The 16691-nt window shown below is 52.1% G+C and carries 15 protein-coding genes; 3 read left to right on the forward strand and 12 right to left on the reverse strand.

The features are described 5' to 3' along the window. Positions 1 to 180: 180 nt before the first annotated feature. The 9 genes from ACI1P1_RS13335 to ACI1P1_RS13375 form a co-directional block, all read right to left on the reverse strand. On the reverse strand, positions 181 to 651 hold the full coding sequence (locus tag ACI1P1_RS13335) for a GNAT family N-acetyltransferase (RefSeq protein WP_416216890.1): 471 nt from the start codon (positions 649 to 651) through the stop codon (positions 181 to 183). Positions 652 to 693: 42 nt separating this feature from the next. After that, positions 694 to 1023, reverse strand: coding sequence for a low molecular weight protein tyrosine phosphatase family protein (locus ACI1P1_RS13340; protein ID WP_416216891.1), 330 nt, complete (start codon positions 1021 to 1023; stop codon positions 694 to 696). Positions 1024 to 1060: 37 nt separating this feature from the next. Further along, a complete protein-coding gene (locus ACI1P1_RS13345; RefSeq protein WP_416216892.1) occupies positions 1061 to 1471 on the reverse strand; it encodes a cytidine/deoxycytidylate deaminase family protein in 411 nt (136 codons plus the stop codon). A 46-nt stretch (positions 1472 to 1517) separates the two neighbouring features. Next, on the reverse strand, positions 1518 to 1883 hold the full coding sequence (locus ACI1P1_RS13350; protein WP_416216893.1) for a cupin domain-containing protein: 366 nt from the start codon (positions 1881 to 1883) through the stop codon (positions 1518 to 1520). Between the two features lie 676 nt (positions 1884 to 2559). After that, a complete protein-coding gene (locus ACI1P1_RS13355) occupies positions 2560 to 3120 on the reverse strand; it encodes a GNAT family N-acetyltransferase (RefSeq protein WP_416216894.1) in 561 nt (186 codons plus the stop codon). A 160-nt stretch (positions 3121 to 3280) separates the two neighbouring features. Then, positions 3281 to 4078 (reverse strand): SDR family oxidoreductase, encoded by a 798-nt coding sequence (locus tag ACI1P1_RS13360; protein WP_416216895.1) that lies wholly within the window; start codon positions 4076 to 4078, stop codon positions 3281 to 3283. 99 nt (positions 4079 to 4177) lie between these two features. Continuing rightward, entirely contained in the window at positions 4178 to 5086 is a 909-nt protein-coding gene (locus ACI1P1_RS13365; protein WP_416216896.1) for a helix-turn-helix transcriptional regulator, read from the reverse strand. A 118-nt stretch (positions 5087 to 5204) separates the two neighbouring features. Continuing rightward, complete coding sequence (locus ACI1P1_RS13370) at positions 5205 to 7406, reverse strand: LTA synthase family protein (protein WP_416216897.1); 2202 nt, start codon at positions 7404 to 7406, stop codon at positions 5205 to 5207. 480 nt (positions 7407 to 7886) lie between these two features. Further along, the gene (locus ACI1P1_RS13375) at positions 7887 to 8954 is read right to left on the reverse strand and encodes an ABC transporter substrate-binding protein (RefSeq protein WP_416216898.1); all 1068 of its coding nucleotides are present in this window, start codon (positions 8952 to 8954) and stop codon (positions 7887 to 7889) included. Between the two features lie 214 nt (positions 8955 to 9168). On the opposite strand from ACI1P1_RS13375, the gene ACI1P1_RS13380 reads away from it, so the two are divergent. Both ACI1P1_RS13380 and ACI1P1_RS13385 read left to right on the forward strand, forming a co-directional pair. Further along, positions 9169 to 10287: a FecCD family ABC transporter permease gene (locus tag ACI1P1_RS13380; RefSeq protein WP_416216899.1), complete on the forward strand. Its 1119-nt coding sequence runs from the start codon at positions 9169 to 9171 to the stop codon at positions 10285 to 10287. Continuing rightward, positions 10287 to 11078 (forward strand): ABC transporter ATP-binding protein, encoded by a 792-nt coding sequence (locus tag ACI1P1_RS13385; RefSeq protein WP_416216900.1) that lies wholly within the window; start codon positions 10287 to 10289, stop codon positions 11076 to 11078. The genes ACI1P1_RS13380 and ACI1P1_RS13385 overlap by 1 nt, the downstream gene beginning before the upstream one ends. A gap of 46 nt (positions 11079 to 11124) precedes the next feature. On the opposite strand, the gene ACI1P1_RS13390 is transcribed toward ACI1P1_RS13385, so the two are convergent. Beyond that, positions 11125 to 11583 carry a GNAT family N-acetyltransferase gene (locus tag ACI1P1_RS13390; RefSeq protein WP_416216901.1) on the reverse strand — a complete coding sequence of 153 codons (459 nt, stop codon included), beginning with the start codon at positions 11581 to 11583 and terminating at the stop codon, positions 11125 to 11127. 32 nt (positions 11584 to 11615) lie between these two features. Further along, on the reverse strand, positions 11616 to 13592 hold the full coding sequence (locus ACI1P1_RS13395) for a glycoside hydrolase family 31 protein (protein WP_416216902.1): 1977 nt from the start codon (positions 13590 to 13592) through the stop codon (positions 11616 to 11618). A 128-nt stretch (positions 13593 to 13720) separates the two neighbouring features. On the opposite strand from ACI1P1_RS13395, the gene ACI1P1_RS13400 reads away from it, so the two are divergent. Next, on the forward strand, positions 13721 to 14608 hold the full coding sequence (locus tag ACI1P1_RS13400; protein ID WP_416216903.1) for a helix-turn-helix transcriptional regulator: 888 nt from the start codon (positions 13721 to 13723) through the stop codon (positions 14606 to 14608). 273 nt (positions 14609 to 14881) lie between these two features. Here the strand turns inward: ACI1P1_RS13400 and ACI1P1_RS13405 are convergent, their stop codons facing one another. Further along, positions 14882 to 16651 (reverse strand): glycoside hydrolase family 2 protein, encoded by a 1770-nt coding sequence (locus ACI1P1_RS13405; protein WP_416216904.1) that lies wholly within the window; start codon positions 16649 to 16651, stop codon positions 14882 to 14884. Positions 16652 to 16691: the final 40 nt, after the last annotated feature.

Consider the following 16691-nt stretch of genomic DNA (forward strand, 5'->3'; position numbering starts at 1 on the left):
TTAGGTTAAACATTGAAATACAGGCCTTTACCAATTTCGATATTTGATTATCTCATTTCCCTCAAGTCTCCAATAACAGCTGAGTCCAAATACGGATAAACCTGATAAGTGTTCTCCTATGATGAAAATACATTGCTTTTTACCACAGCCTCGATGGAGTTATATAGGTTTTCAAAAATCCTATTCAGTGACCGAAAGCTCCTTCAACATAATAATGTCTCTTCCAAATTCCTCTGACTCGATCACCTTTATCGCTTTATAACCAAGCTTCTCATAAAAGCCTTGCCCCGTAATACTGCTTGGAAGTTTAAGCTGAGCAACTCCGGATTGGAGTGCAATTTTTTCCACATGCTGAATAAGCTTTCGCCCAATCCCGGAACGATGGTACTGAACATCTACAAAAACAGTGTAAATCGTGTCCTTATCCAGACTTGCAGTGCCGACTATTTCTGTCTCCCTGACAATCACAAATACGCTTCGTGTTTTAGAAATTTCGGATATATATGCCGGAGTAAAAAGTCTGCACATATTGTTTATAATTTCTACGGGATAATCTCTACTGTTAACATGCCGTAAGTTATCATGGATGATGTGCGTAACCGCCACGCAATCGTCATCTGTCATTTTTCTGATATTCAAATGATCGTTCAAGGGTTCACCTCATCTCTCTTGACCCTTTCTAACTGCACGGTATTATTCAGGAACCTCTATATATTCAGACACCCTCGATTTTAATATTTCAATCAGATCTTCGTCCATAAAAGAATAATCATCAGGTACATCTAAACATATTAATCGCTTGTTGATTAGTTTCTCCGGAAACTTCTGCCTCAGCTTGGACGCATGTTTCTTTTCCATCACAAACACGTAATCCGCCCAGCCGATGTGCCCCTCAGTAACTTTTACTCTTGCCCCATCTTCTGTTCCAGCGGATCTCACCTCATAGCCATTGATACCATCAAAGATTTTTTCCGCGGTCAAACTTCTCCATTTGTTCCGACTGCAGACAAACAGAAGCTTCATATTTAACCCCCTATAATTAAATCCGGAAAAGATGGATCTAGCATTTCACCCTGGCATAAGCCAACGGCAATAAATCCCTAATTCCAACTTTTACAATATTATTGTTCGTATCATTCAAAATCACCTTTACATCTGGACAGTAATCCAATAACATCTGCCTGCAGTTCCCGCAAGGAGGGATTAAGCCATTTAACGCTTTGTCATGAACAGCAACAACAGTATCAAATTCACGCTCTCCTGCAGTAATGGCCGCGCCAATGCTGATAAATTCTGCGCATGACCCATGAATTCCATCACAATTGACACCTGTGTATGTATTACCACTTTTGCACCGGATGGCGGAACCTACAGTGTGACGATACACCCCATCATCGAAATTTCGCTCCAAAACCTTGAGCGCCGCTTCAATCAGTTCTTTATCCTGTTCTGTCACTTCATAAAGTTGCATGGCTAATCCTCTTTTCGGTTTTTTCTACTCCAGTTCGGATTCCGATTTATAATTCACTTTGATAGGCCTTTTTAAAGTTAAGAGGAGGTGAAGTTACGGATATGTATATGAATTCATCAGGAGAATCATTTAATAATCCATGGGTATCTCCATCACTAAACCGAACCACATCTCCAGCAACAAATTCTACAATCCCATCATTTACAATCAACAACTTCCCTTTTCCCTTGACTGCATACCAGATTTGCTCAGAAGTTTTATGCTGATGCCGGGGTTGTGATCCTCCTGGGGCCACACGGACCTCTGTTATGGTAACCCGTTCACTTGACGAGTTTCCCGGCCATAAAAGCTGTGTAGATTCACATCCTGGGTTAGAAAGAACCTTCATCATTTCCCGTTTAATATATTCCACACTTTTGTCCTCCTGATTTTGAATTTTTGGTTTGCCTTGATTCCTACTCCAAACACGCAAGTGATGCCGCAAAATTGTAAAAAAACATCAGGCTGATTACGTTCCACATACTCTATAAATAACTTTTTCATATTTTCCCGCATAATCCCCCCTTGTGTGTTCTAGGCATGCTATAGGAGGGAATTTCATAACACTCCATTTTGGAAAATAAATTAGCAAAGCTTACTGCTTCATCCATCGGGGCTTCCAGCGCATATTAGACTATTCACTGTTCCACGCCGACTCCGCCAGGTGATTGAGGGTAACGGAAGTGAGAGCCGTTATTCCGCCGAAAAACAGGCAGTTCCATTTCTAACGGAAGTGAGTGCTCTTATTGGAGGCTTTTCCGGTCCAAACTAGCTGCCTGAGCACAAATAGCGGCCCTGGCCGCCGTTAGAATCCGGGGGACCCACATTTCGGGCAAATAGCGTCTCTTACCGCCGTTAGCACAAGGGCTCCGCCCACCACATACCGCGAATTGGCTCCGCAGACAGCCCTGCATAACCAACCCTCACCGCTCATTGGCTTTTCATGCCAATAGCCCCCCTCAGTATACAGGCATAACCATTTTTTGCATATGAAAACATCTTGGACTGCAGGCTCATGCATAAAGCCAATAAGAAAAACCGCTCATTCCCTAAAGGAATAAGCGGCCACATCCATAATGCGAATCCTGGCGCATCAACGTCATACACAGCTCGTTTTGCTCCGTTGCTCTGCGCGGCGGGGTTTCGGTAAAACCAAACTTCCGGACACTTGCGATTGACGCCTTGTTTTGGGGATGGGTAAGAATGTATATACACTCCGCTTGAAGATAATCGAAGCAAATTCGGATCAGCTCCGGCAGAACCTCTGATACATATCCCTTTCTCCAGAAATCCTTCCATACATCATAACCAATTTCCACCTGCTTGCGTAAAGGGTCCCAATAGTGATAACCACAGGTGCCTATAAAAACTCCGTTTATTTTATCGAACATGCCATAACGCAAGTAGCCTTTCCCTTCCGGCTCCTGATAATGCCTGATAATGTCCTCCGCTTCCTGCAAACTGCAGGGAGGCTCACTAAAGTAGGCGCACATTTCCGGATCGGAAAACTGTCTATGAATAGTGGGTAAATCGTTCATCTTTAAAAACCGCAGTTGCATTCGGTTGGTTTCAAGTGAAACGGGCAGCATTCTTACGGTCACCTCATTCACGAGGCAGCCGGCTCCAAGCGAAGGCTAATTCGTCAGGAGCTTCTCACCTCATAGTTTGTTGATAGCATTGCGCATCATCTCCTCTCTTCCGTATTTAGCCAATTCAAAACTACCATCTGAATAAATAAAAATCAATAACCGTTCTAACCCTCCCACCCCATCAAACACTCCGGATAATTCCCCCGTCAATGGTATGCTCCGCCCCGATGATATACGAGGCCCTGTCGGATACCAGGAAAGCTACCAGCTCAGCCACTTCCTCCGGACGCGCAGTCCGGCCGATGGGAATGCCACCCAGGGAGTCCATCAGATTCTGCCGCGCACCGTCATAATCCGATCCCAGCCGCTCGGCCATCCGGTGGATCAGTCTTTCAGCGGCCTTCGTCTCCGTGAAGCCAGGTGCCACCGTATTCACACGTATCCCCTTGGGTGCCAGCTCAGTGGCCAGCCCCTTGCTATAGTTGGCTAGCGCCGCTTTCGCCGCTGAATAGGCCATGGTATTTTCACCGGGCAGCCGCCGTTGGATAGACGTAATATGGACGATCACTCCGCTCCCCTGTTGGAGCATCGCCGGAAGCAGTCCCCGGTCCAGACGGACCGCTGCGAACAAATTCGTTTCAAAGGCAAACTGCCAGTCCTCGTCGCTTTGAGCTAACACCCCGCCGGTTGGGGCGGAGGAGCCGCCCACGTTATTGACCAGAATGTCTATCCCGCCAAAATGCTCCAAAATCCCATCCACCAACCGGGTTGTGCCTTCGGGAGTGCTGATATCCGCCGGAATAAACAGGTCCGCTGCCCCCGGCTCCTCCGGCATTCGTCTTGCCGTCGTGGCTACCTTGGCCCCCGCAGCAGCAAGCCGCTTTACAACCGCTTCACCGATACCGCCTCCCGTGCCGCCAGTCACCAGAACCCGTTTACCCGCCAATTCCTTCTCATACATAGACTTTTCCGTATTCATTCCCGCCATCTGCTCCTCACCCTTTTTCAGGTACTATGGTTTCTTCGCATCACCATGGTCCCCATTATACAGGGGGTAACTTGACGGCATCGTGTCAGGTTATCCGGGATACCTGTCCAGCATTTTCACCAATTCAGCTTGAAGGCTGCTCCGCATATGCGGTGGAGACAACACCTCCAGCTCCGCGCCGAAGGATAAGAGATAGTGGAGCAGCCAGCTGCTTTCGGGCAAGGAGGTGTCCACGGTGCAGGAGCCATCCTCATGCCGGGTAATCTGCTGCTCCTTAAATTCATCGTACACCCGGTAGGTGCCGCGCAGCGAAAACCTCAGCTTCAGATCAACCCATTGCTGTGTTGGCGCGGGTGGTTCCGGTTCATGCGTTTCCTCCGGCGGTCTCTCCGGAAAGCTTTCCCCGGTTATTTCAAGGTCCGACATACGGGAGAGCTTAAAGCTCCGCAGCTCCTCCTTGACCAGGCAGAAGCCCTGCAGATACCATGCATTTACTTTAAAAATCAGCTTCACGGGTTCCACCCGACGATTACTGGTGTCACCGGCGTTGTTGACATAACCAAATTCAATAATCCGGCGGCCCAAAATGGCGTTTTTGAGCGCAGTAAACTCCTCTGTTTTCCGTTTGCTGCTGCCCCAAGGAGCCAAATCCACCTCAATCCAGCTATCCGCATTTTTATGGAATAAGCCACTCAGCTTGGAAAGTACACGCTCTGCATCGGAATGCTGTGCGGCCGTCAGGCTTTGCAGGGCGAATAACACTTCCTTTTGCTCCGCATCCGACAGAAGGGACTTGTTCAGCACATAATGCTCCATGAGCTTAATTCCGCCACCCTTGCCTTGACTGGCGTACACAGGGATTCCCGCCGCGGACAGGGTTTCGATATCCCGGTATATGGTCCTGACGGAAACCTCAAAGTGCTCCGCCAGCTCCTTGGCCGTGATCATTCTCCGGTCCAGCAGCAGATATACGATTTCGAACAGCCGGCTGATCTGCATCCTTCCTCACCTCAAGAAAGTATATCTCACTTAACTTGACATCAACATGTCTTGTTTATACCACAAAAAAAGCCGCGCATCACACGCGACTTTCTGTCCTTTCCTTTGGCCACACCCCTTAACCTGCTTGCTGCCCATAAATTTCGAAGGCGGAAGCCCCCGTAACCTCCTCCGGTTTGTCCATGGGAAAATGAACGGTTAGCCGGTTCACCTTGAAGGTGGCCGTATTGGCGAACATGCTGGCCCTTAACGTAAAATTATAGGAGCCCCGCTCCTCTTCGTTGTAGAAGGTATACACCAGCTTGTTCTGGCCTTCCATGGAGGAGTCCACCGTTTTTCTCCCCAGGCGTTCCGGATTCGACTCCGCATCCAGATAGAAGCTGATTTCATCCCCTTCGGACGGGCTCATCCATTCGTAATCCATAGTGATGGTCACATACGACCGGGCGGGGAGGGTCAGATACTGCCCGCCGGTAATGGAGAAATAATCCCCCCATCCTGCTGTGAAGGATTTGTCGTTAATAATCACCAGCTCCTGATAGGGATCAATGATGGACTGGTTGAGATATTGTTTATACATGGTCAAGCTTTGTTTCATCGTATTGTCCGTCACCCGGGTGCGCGTATAATCCTTGGAGAAGAGCTGGCCGTTCCGGGAATGGATGGCATACAGCCTGTTGCGGTTATCCAGTTGGAACACCTCCCCCTTGGCAGCCAGATAAAACACATCCCCGCTGTAATGGCTGGCGAACAGGACCGGCTCCTCCTTCTGGTAGGAACGGAAGATGCTTCGGCCCACGGCCTCCGATTCCGTCTCCTGATCCACATAATCCAGGATAGAACCCTTCAGATCCTTCAGCCCGTAAGCCCCGTCATTAACAATCTCTCCGGTGAAGGTGGGAGAATAGACCAGACACAAGCCCCAGTTGGAGCCATAGGGCTGGCCGGTCACACCATGGGATTCATCCGAGGTAAAAATCACCATCGTATCCTTGCCCACATCCGAGGTCTGGAGATATTCGATAAACCGGGACAGGGATTCGTCCAGATAACGGACGGAGGCTTCCTTCCGGTCCGGATACATCGCTTCCAGCTCCGCCGGAATGGCATAAGGGTGATGGGTCCCTACCGTCAGCAGGGTGGCAAACCACGGGTCATCTCCTTCATTCATCTTTTCCAGATACGCCGGAACCTGTTCGAAGAAAGCTCCGTCATCCACACCCCAGCCGAAGGAAATCTTGGGGGTGAAGCCCTCTGAGCCGATGATGGTATCAAACCCGGCGGTGCTCATAAATTGGTCCTTGGACATATAATCCAGCGGTGCCGCTTGAATAAACGCCGTTTGGTAGCCCCGCGCCTTCAGCTCCTGAGGAAGCATACTCACGCTCTGCGGATTCTGGATATATTCGTAGGCATCCGGCGTAGACGCGTCCAGCTTGGGATATCCCCCGCTCAGGAGGGAATACAGCCCCCGGATGGTCTGATTGTTATGGGTCAGAAAATTGGGCACCAACAGCGTTTGGTCCCGAATCTGCTCCAGACTGGTCAGACTTACCTTATGATCCGCGGCAAAATACTGCTGGTTCGCTTCCAGATAAGCTCCCGGAATCCCTTCCATCGCCACGATCAGGATATTCTTCGGTTGGGCAGCATCCGCGGGCAGCAGGTACGCGCCATCCTTGATCTGCGAAACCCCGTAGATTTGGCTGTCGATGTCACTGGGGAAATCCGAGAATACCATTTCCTTCTGATAAAAAAGGTCCACCATGCCGTTATGAAGGGAGGCTTGGGTGAAGCTGACCCGCTCCCAGTTATTGCCCATCAGGAAGATAAGGCCCGTCTCCGCTGTAAGCAAAACAACCGCATATAATAGAAGCTGCCGAAGCGAGATCCGGTAGGAGCGGAAGGCGATTTTCCGCCGGTCCACTGACAGAATCATGAACACCAGACTTGCCAGAAGCACTGCACTGTATACCGGGAAGCTCAAATGGGAAAAGGTCCCCTGCACAAATTGGGCATCTGCCGCCTGAAACAGGTCCCGGAGATTAATTACATCCCCCATGGCGTAGATATACTCCATATTGGCCAGAAATAACAGCAGCATGGGAATGGCCAGCACATAGGGAAGCACCCGGTTCACCTTTTTGGTGACATAAACAAACGCCATGACGAACAGTCCAAACAGCACATCCGACCCGATGGCCATAAGCAGATTCCCATTCAAATGAAGCAGCTGGCTTTCGCGCAGCAATAGAAACCGCCCGGCAGCCAAAACAACGACGAACAACAGACACGATATCCAATACCGTTTTACTTTCATCCGCTCTCCTTTCCCTATTAATCCGATTTGAGATGACCTTCAATATAACACCCTAACCTTAAAAAAAGCTTAAAGTTATCCTGTAATAACATGTTTCAAGCCGCAGGCTGGATGTGTTAGACCCGGTGTGAACACGAAATTTCGCATTTAAAATGGGCAAACCCGGTTCAGCGAAGGGTTAAAGACGATTTTTCAAGTATAAACCTGCTAAGTGGAGCGGTATGTACATATTGAATATGAAAATTCGAGTAGAACCAGCTATTTTATGATATTTAGGAAATTTATATATGATATTTCGAGTCCAGCTTCTCTGGTAAGGACCTGCTCGGAGAGATCAGGCCATCAAATAGCAGCAGCAAGCTGCCTGACAGCCGTGCCAGGCAAACAGACACAAAAAAGCTGGGCAGAAAAACGAGCGTTTTTCCGTCCAACTTTTTTTGTGTGACAGCCCCATAGGGTCCATACCCGGGCTAACCCTCTTTATTTGTTGGCAGCCATGTCTGCGGCCAATTTCTCCGCTCCATCCAGAATGGAGTAGCTGTAGCCCCAGAACTGGTTGAAGTCGATGACATAGATGGCTTTATTCTGAATGGCCTTGATGTTCTGCAGGGTGGAATCGGCATAAAACGCTTTTTTGGAGATCTCGGGATCAATGCCTCCCGAATATTTGGAGATGAGCAGCACATCCGGATTGGTGGCGATCAGCTGCTCCTTGCTGATATTGCCTGTCACATCGGCATAGCTGTTGGTCAAGCCCACCAGACGCAGTACATCTCCTGCGAAGGTATCGATATTGCCGCTGTACACGGCGATCGCGCCGTTGCCGCCGTCGGACACATAGGCGAAGGTCTTCTGGATGCCGGCGGACTTGGCTTTCAACGCATCCGCCCGTTTTTTTAACTCGGTTATGTAACCCGACGCCCGGCTCTGCACATCGAAGATCTGGCCCAATTCTTCAATATCCTTATACAGGCTTTCCAGAGTAGCCCCCTTAACGCTGGTATGCTGGATATAGGTTTTGATGCCAAGCTCATTCAAACCCGGTACAGTCCCCGTACCCCAATCCGCATCGGCGAACAGGTCCGCACGGCCCATCACCAAATCTGGACTGGCGCCTACCACCAATTCCTTGCTGGCATAATTCTGGGAAATAACCGGAAGCTTCTTAAACTCCTCCGCCACAGCAGGGTCACCTGCTCCATACAGGGCGGCAACACCGGCCACCTTATCCGTTAATCCCAGCTTCACCATCAGTTCACCGGCCCCTTGGGTGTTGGCCACCACACGGGCAGGAGCCTTATTGAAGATTTGTTTCTTCGCCTGCCATGGAGTACCCTCCCCATTATTGGTGTAATTCTCGATGGTTAATGGGTAAACTGTCGAAGCTCCTGCCGCTGCCGCGGAAGGGGCAGTGGATGCGGCAGCGGAAGCCGCCGGAGCTGCTGTACCCCCGGGGGTGCCTTCATTGGTTGAAGAGGAGCAGCCTGCCGCAATAGCAAGGGGAAGCGCCAGCACCACCGGCAGTAGGGATCGTACAAGCTTGTTCATCAATCAAACCTCTTTTCTTATGGGATAAACGATAATCATTCTCAATGCACAATACTGTTAGTATATGGCTTGTACAAATTCAAGTCAACGTGTTTTTTTTAGTGATTATCAGGGGTTTCTTCTCTTTTTAGAGGATGATTTTTCGTTATTGACAATGAGAATCATTAATAATATAGTGAAAACAACCTTGGAATTTTTAGGAGATTATTAATCTATGGATTCTTCGATTGCACATTCGCCCCGCCAAACCGGGGATCTCAAGCATGCCTTCCTTTACACCCGCAAGGGCTTTTGGCTCATCACGGGAGTTTTGCTGGCCGTACTCCTCCTGTCCATCGGCGCGGCAGTATCCTTCGGCCAGGTGGAAATCCCCATTTCCCAGTCGTACCGTATCTTGCTGTACCACATGACCGGCATTCAGATCGGCGATGTGCAGGAATTAAGCTCCGGCTCCTTCGTGGATATCATCTGGAAAATCCGCTTTCCCCGGGTACTGATGGCCATGCTCATCGGCATGGGGCTTACCCTGTGCGGCACCATTATGCAGGCGGCTGTGCAGAATCCGCTGGCGGACCCGTATATTCTGGGGATCTCCTCCGGGGCCTCCTTGGGGGCGACCTTCGCCATTCTGGTCGGGTTCGGCAGCTTGGGCGTTTTGGCTCAAACGGGCATTGCCTTCTGGGCATTCGCCGGTGCGGTAGGAGCTTCCCTTCTGGTCATGATATTGGCCAGTGCCGGCGGCAAAATGACCTCCGTCAAGCTGGTGCTCTCCGGTATGGTGATCAACGCGCTTTGTACCGCATTTGCCAATTTTATTGTGTATCTGGCCAATAATGCCGAAGGAATCAAAACCGTCACCTTCTGGACCATGGGCAGCCTGGCGGCGTCCGGCTGGAGCAAGCTTCCGCTGGTGGCCGTATTTACCCTTGGCGCCAGTCTCTTCTTCATGCTCCAATCCCGGATCCTTAATACCATGCTGCTGGGTGATGAAGCGGCCGTTACGCTGGGGATCAACCTGAGCGCCTGTCGCCGCTGGTACATGGTCCTCACGGCGCTGGTCACCGGTGTGATGGTTTCCGCCTGCGGGATGATCGGCTTCGTCGGTCTGATTATTCCCCATGTGGTCCGGGGCATGGTTGGCTCGGACCACCGCCGCCTGCTGCCGGCAGCTGTGCTCAGCGGCGCCATCTTTCTTGTATGGGCGGATGTTCTCGCCCGCACCATCGTTCCCAATGTGGAATTGCCTATCGGCATCATTACCGCATTAATCGGCGCACCGCTGTTTATGTACATGCTCGTCAAAAAAGGGTATGCGTTTGGAGGGAAATCCTGATGCACTTACATGTGAACCGGCTCTGTGTGTCCTTGTCGGGGACCGACATAGTCCAAGAGGTAACGCTCCGGGTGGGGGCAGGCCAGTTTGTGGGACTCATCGGCCCCAACGGCTGCGGGAAATCTACCCTGCTGAAAAGCATCTATAAGGTGATCAAGCCCCGCCAAGGCAGCGTAATGCTGTCGGAGCTGGATGTGCTCCGTGCAAGTCCCAAGGCGGTGGCCCAAAAGCTGGGAGTCGTCGGCCAGTTCAACGACCTCAGCTTCGACTTTACGGTACAGGAAATGGTGGCGATGGGCCGGACTCCCCATAAGGGGCTGCTGGAGGCCGATAACCGTCAGGATTCGCTTATTGTGGAGGAGGCTCTCCGCAGGGTGAATCTGGAGCATTATGCCCAACGCAGCTACAACTCCTTATCCGGCGGGGAAAAACAGCGGGTCATTCTGGCCAGAGTGATGGCTCAGCAGCCGGAATTCCTGATCCTGGATGAACCCACCAATCACCTGGATATCAAATACCAGCTGCAGATTCTGACCATCGTGCGGAATTTGGGCATCGGTGTACTGGCTGCTCTTCATGATCTGGTCCTCTCCGCCAAGTATTGCGACTATCTGTATGTGATGAAGAAAGGCCAGGTTGTGGCCAGCGGCATACCGGAAGAGATCCTGACCAAAGCATTAATCGGGGATGTATTCGGAGTGGCTTGTGAAACCTACATCAATCCGGTAACCGGAGAGCTGGGTATTGCGTATCTGGATTCGGTTCCCCAGGTTCGTGAACAGGTGCATTAATAAATAACAAAAGCCGTGCTGCCTGCACGGCTTTTGCATGTAAGGCTTACAGCTCCAGCCGCAGCCTGATCATATCCCTGCACGGAATCCCATTTTCGAAGATGGGCTCCGCATAATGCCTCACGAAGAAGTCCGAATCGACTCCCACCATCCGGAAGCCGCATTTCTGATAAAGGGCCAGCTGCTGAATGCTGGAATTGCCCGTTCCGATCTCGACGGTTTTGGCGTTCATCTCGCGGGCGGCTTCCAGCGCCTTTTGCACCAGCCTTTTTCCGATGCCCCGGCCCTGCATATCCTCTTTTACCGCCACATTCACAATTTCCACCGTTTCCGGACGTGTCCGCAATAACACAAACACCCCTACGCATTCGTCTGCCAGTGAGGCCGTATAGCAGCTTCCCCGGGCCAGGTAATCCTCCACAATCGGCTTGGACGGGTCGGCCAAAAGCAGCAGATCATAAGGAATCCGCTCCCCATCCTCCAACTTTTTAATAACAGGCTCCACAGATGGTCTCCTCTCCGATCAATAAGCTTTGCTTATTTTACCATAACGAGAGGGAGTTGGGCTCCATTCCGCACAAACAGGGGGATTTGTTCCAGAGGGGCATCCACGGAAATCCATTGTCCCCCCGTCACCACCGCGCCGCTGAAGGCATGTGTCCATTCTGCTCCGGCAGGCAGATATACGCTGCGGCTCCGCTGTCCTCCGTTTACCACCGGTGCAACCAGCAGGTCCGGGCCAAACATATATTGATCGTCAACCTCCCACGCGACGGTATCCTGCGGGAAATCGTAGAACAGCGGACGCATAGGGGGTGTTCCCTTCACATGGGCTTCCCGCATTAAATCCGCGATATACGGCTTCAGACGTTCCCGCATCAGCATATAATCGCTGAAAATGGCATATGCCTCATCCCCGTAGCTCCACACCTCATTGTCTGACCCGCTGCCGCAAACACCGCCCCCGGAGGTTCCAGTTGGCGGGACGAAGGGCATCCGATCGCCGTGGAGACGGAACACCGGGCAGAAGGCGCCGTATTGGAACCAGCGCACGATACATTCCCGGAAGGCCGGGTCATTCGGATTCCCTCCGTGGAAACCGCCGATGTCCGTGGTCCACCAGGGGATGCCTGCAATGGCCATGCTCAAGCCCGCTTTAACTTGAATAGCCAGGGTTTCGAAGCTGGAGTGAATGTCCCCCGACCAGACAAGAGCACCGTAGCGTTGGCTTCCCGCCCAGGCACAGCGCACCAGATTGATAATATTCTCCTGGCCTTCGGCAGCCATACCATCGAAGAAGGTCTGGCTGTATTTCACCGGATACAGATTACCGATTTGCTGGCTGGAGCCCAGGTGATAGCGGTAGATGTCATGGTCATAAACACTCAGCTCCGGCTCTGCCTCATCCAGCCAGAACACGCGGATGCCCTTGTCGTAATAGTTGCGCTTGATCAGCTCCCACAGATAGCGGCGTGCCTCAGGATGGGTGGCATCAAAAATCGCATTTTGCCCGAGGAACTGAAATTGGGTGCGCACCCCCCGGTCCGACCGGAGCAGATAGCCCTTGGCCAGCATCTCGGCATAATGCTTGCTCTCCGTCTGTACCGTAGGCCAAACGGAGACCATCAGCTCAATGCCCATCTCCTTGAGCTCCCGAACCATCCCCTCCGGGTCCGGCCAATACTCCGGATCAAACTGCCAATCCCCCTGATTGGTCCAATGAAAAAAATCAATAACGATCACGTCGATGGGCAGCTGGCGGCGCTTGTATTCCCGTGCCACCGTAAGCAGCTCCTCCTGTGTGCGGTACCGGAGCTTGCACTGCCAGAAGCCCATACCGTACTCCGGCATCATGGGTACCTTGCCCGTGGCGTCGGCATAAGCCTCTTCGATTTCCGCTGGGGTGTCTCCGGCCGTAATCCAATAATCCAGCTGCTTGGTGGAAGGAGCGCTCCATTCCGTCACATTCAGACTGAAGTGGACCTGCCCTACAGCCGGGTTATGCCACAGAAACCCGTAGCCAGCGCTGGAGAGTACAAAGGGTACACTCACCTGGCTGTTCCGGTGGGTCAGCTCCAAGGAGCAGCCCTTGAGATTCAGGAACGGATGCTGGTACTGGCCCATGCCGAAGAGCTTTTCCTGCGAATCGGATTCGAGACGAAGTCTGATCGAGTAGTCGCTGCCGCCAGGATGAGCCTTAAACTCCCGCCCGCCATACTTCAGCTGATAGGTATGCTGCGTTTCATTCAGAAGCCGCTTGCCGTGCTGGTTGTAGAAGAACAGCTGGCCTTGTTTCGTGATTTCCGCTTTTATTTTCCCGTTGGTAATCGTCGCTTTTTCCGTTTCTATGACGGTAGCAGCGTTTGACTCCGCGGCAGGCAGCAGCGCCCAATCCTCCTCCCGCATCTCCGAGCAGGCTGCCCGCACCCGCAGCGCATTGGCTCCCCAAGGCTCGATCCATACCAGCTCATGATCATATTCCCAGACTAACCGTCCCTTCTCTATTCGGAACATAGCTGTTGGCCTCCATTCAGTTTATAATGAAGCTACGCCCCCATTATAACGAAAGCCAACAGACGGCACGACGTGCTCCATTACGCGTTACTCATACAATATTACGTTTTTTATCGGGAGGAAAAATCATGCAACCGGCGGACGGCAGCCTCTACTCCTGGAAGCGGGAGCATACGGAAATACCGGATCAAACGTTTCCGGTTAATCTGTTTCATATTCATTTTCCGGACCGGATGATAATCCCGCCCCATTGGCATGAGCATATAGAATGGATCCTGGTGACTCAAGGCAGCTTCCAGGTGCAGGTTGGCGCCGTCTCCCGGGAGCTGGCCGCGGGAGAGGCCGCCTGGATCAACCGCAGGCAGATGCATGCGGCTTATCCCACAGAGCAAAACAGTGAGCTGTATGCGGTGGTTTTTAACGAAGCGCTGCTGAAGGGAGCGCATGATTCTACGGAGGCTCAATACATCCGCCCGCTGCTGTCAGAGGACGTCCGGCTTCCCGCCTTCTACGGAAAGGAGCTGCTGGTGACCGATTCTCTTCAGGCCTGCCTGGAGCGTATTTTCCATGCATTCGCCCATAGAACCATAGCCCACGAGCTGCGGATCAAAGGGGAGCTGCTTGCCGCGTTGGGGCTTATTTATCCGTACGCGGAGCAGATTGCCCGTTCCCAACAGCGGACTGGGCGTCCGGAGAACGGCATCGGTGCCCTGCTGGTTCATCTGGGCGGGCATTTCCGCGAGCCCATTACCGTGGAGCAGGCCGCCCGTATTTGCTGCCTTACTCCCAACTATTTTTGCCACCTCTTCAAAAAAACCACCGGCAAAACGCTGGTGGAATACGTCCACATGCTGCGGATACATGAAGCAACCCGCCTGCTTCAGCTCCGCCGGGATTCCATCCAAGGCGTTGCCGAACAGGCGGGCTTCTCTAATCCCACTTATTTCGGGAGAGTATTCAAGCAGGTTACGGGAGTGACACCAAGCGAATATATGAAGCGTTTTCCCCGTGAATGACCGATTGCGCGAGGCTAAAATAGAATTTGCGCCAACAGAGTGCTTGACGCTGTTACGCCCCCTGGGCCACGGGAAGTATTGCGGACCGGGGGGCGCTTATTCACGGTGAAAACGATGTTTGTTCAACCTAACGGACAGGAGATCCGCTATCTGGGCAAAAAGCGCAGGTTTGGCGCGGAAAAGCAAGCAATAACGTCCTCTGTGTCCGCGAAATCCGCAAATGTACGCTTTGGGGCGAAATAGCGGCTTCTCTGTCCGTTAGCTGTACGTTCCTTAGAAATACCGGTTTTTCCCGCCGAAAATCTCCTTGATTTTCTCCAGCGGCACCTTGGGCACCCGGTCATAGGTCAAGAGGCCGTTGATCTCTTGCTCCACATCTGTGAGCTGGGTGTAGCAGAAGCCTTGGATCACGGGTGTTTCCAGCAGGGGTTCCACCACAGCCGCGAGCTTCGCCAGGAAATCCTCGTCGTTGTCCGCGCCGGAGTAGCCCCAGCCCTCCCACTCGCTTTTCTTGTAGGCAATGCCGCCGAATTCGGTGATCAGGAGCGGCTGGCCTGCATAAACCGTGCCGCCAACAAACAACTCTTTGCGGCTGGGCTTCATACCAAGAGCCTGCTCCAGAGTGCTATAGCGGCTGGCCAGCTCCTCGCGTTTCCACTCGTAATCATGGATGGTAAGCAGATCCGTGGTCATTTGCTCCCAGCCGTCATTGGAAACAACGGGACGGGTATCATCCAGGGATTTGGTCAGATAGTACATGGCCATGGCATGGCGCTGCTGCCGTTCGTCAATGAGGATGTTGGGCACACCCCAGCTCTCATTCAAGGGAACCCATACCACAAGCGCCGGATGATTGTAATCCCGCTCCACCGCCTCCTGCCATTCCGCGGTTACCTTGCGCACATATTCCTCCGAATAGGCATAAGCATTGGCCATTTCGCCCCATACCAGATAACCCAGCCGGTCGGCCCAATACAGATAACGCGGATCCTCGATCTTCTGGTGCTTCCGCGCACCGTTAAAGCCCATTTCTTTGGCCAGCTCAATATCCTGCTTCAAAGCCTCATCGCTGGGGGCAGTCAGAATTCCGTCCGGGAAGTATCCTTGGTCCAGCACCAGCCGCATAAAATACGCCCGGTTGTTCAGCATCAGTCTGCCCGATTCCACAGCAATCTTGCGCATGCCGAAGTAGCTTTCCGCCTTGTCCGTTTCTACTCCGTCCACCAGCAAGGTGATGATCACCTCATATAAATTGGGACGCTCCGGAGACCACCACCGGCCCAGGCCATGATCATTAAAATCATGAAGACTTACGGTGCGGGCTTCTTCGGAATGGTTCAGCGAGAAGGTGGTCACCGAACGGTACTCATCCTTGAAGCGGATTTCAATTTGCGCCTCTGCCTTGCAGCCGGCAGGGACCTGGCTCAGGAAGGTGCGGATCTGGATTTCATTGCGGTCAATATCCGGCTTGAACTTCAGCTTCTTGATATGAAGCTCGGCAACCGGCTCCAGCCATACGGTCTGCCAGATCCCGGTAGTCCGGGTATAGAAAATGGAGGCGGAGTCTTCCTTCCAATATTGCTTGCCCCGCGGCAGGGTCACATCCTTGCTGAAGTCCTCAACGCGGACAACAACCGTGTTTGCCCCATCCTGCAGAGCCGGGGTAATATCCGCCTGGAACGGCGTATGGCCGCCTTCATGATACGCAACCTGCCGTCCGTTCACCCATACGGTGGCTTGGTAATCCACTGCGCCGAAGTGCAGGATCACTTGCTGACCTGCCCATTCCGCCGGAACCGTGAAGCTGCGTTTGTACCAGACCAGATCATGGAAGCCAGTTTCCCCGATGCCGCTTAATTTGCTTTGATAGGTAAAGGGCACCTGGATTTGCTTGCTGAAAGCGTGGTTTCCTGTATGCCACTGCCCCGCATCTCCAACCCGGTTATCATCGAATTCAAATTCCCATGCTCCATTTAAATGCTGCCATGCGGTTCTGGTAAATTGGGGACGGGGGTATTCCGTCCGCAGAATAGGTTGTGTCATGACTCACATTCCCCTCATTTACGTAATGTTATGATTAACT

It is taken from the genome of Paenibacillus mesotrionivorans (genome assembly GCF_046098205.1).
In the GTDB taxonomy this organism is placed as follows: Bacteria; Bacillota; Bacilli; order Paenibacillales; family NBRC-103111; genus Paenibacillus_AR; species Paenibacillus_AR mesotrionivorans.

What these genes read in the sequence shown, in the direction of transcription:
- ACI1P1_RS13400 (WP_416216903.1), top strand. Translation starts at nt 13,721, where the DNA reads ATGCAACCGGCGGACGGCAGCCTCTACTCCTGGAAGCGGGAGCATACG.
- ACI1P1_RS13360 (WP_416216895.1), bottom strand. Translation starts at nt 4,078, where the DNA reads ATGAATACGGAAAAGTCTATGTATGAGAAGGAATTGGCGGGTAAACGG.
- ACI1P1_RS13345 (WP_416216892.1), bottom strand. Translation starts at nt 1,471, where the DNA reads ATGCAACTTTATGAAGTGACAGAACAGGATAAAGAACTGATTGAAGCG.
- ACI1P1_RS13365 (WP_416216896.1), bottom strand. Translation starts at nt 5,086, where the DNA reads ATGCAGATCAGCCGGCTGTTCGAAATCGTATATCTGCTGCTGGACCGG.
- ACI1P1_RS13370 (WP_416216897.1), bottom strand. Translation starts at nt 7,406, where the DNA reads ATGAAAGTAAAACGGTATTGGATATCGTGTCTGTTGTTCGTCGTTGTT.
- ACI1P1_RS13395 (WP_416216902.1), bottom strand. Translation starts at nt 13,592, where the DNA reads ATGTTCCGAATAGAGAAGGGACGGTTAGTCTGGGAATATGATCATGAG.
- ACI1P1_RS13375 (WP_416216898.1), bottom strand. Translation starts at nt 8,954, where the DNA reads ATGAACAAGCTTGTACGATCCCTACTGCCGGTGGTGCTGGCGCTTCCC.
- ACI1P1_RS13380 (WP_416216899.1), top strand. Translation starts at nt 9,169, where the DNA reads ATGGATTCTTCGATTGCACATTCGCCCCGCCAAACCGGGGATCTCAAG.
- ACI1P1_RS13385 (WP_416216900.1), top strand. Translation starts at nt 10,287, where the DNA reads ATGCACTTACATGTGAACCGGCTCTGTGTGTCCTTGTCGGGGACCGAC.
- ACI1P1_RS13405 (WP_416216904.1), bottom strand. Translation starts at nt 16,651, where the DNA reads ATGACACAACCTATTCTGCGGACGGAATACCCCCGTCCCCAATTTACC.
- ACI1P1_RS13340 (WP_416216891.1), bottom strand. Translation starts at nt 1,023, where the DNA reads ATGAAGCTTCTGTTTGTCTGCAGTCGGAACAAATGGAGAAGTTTGACC.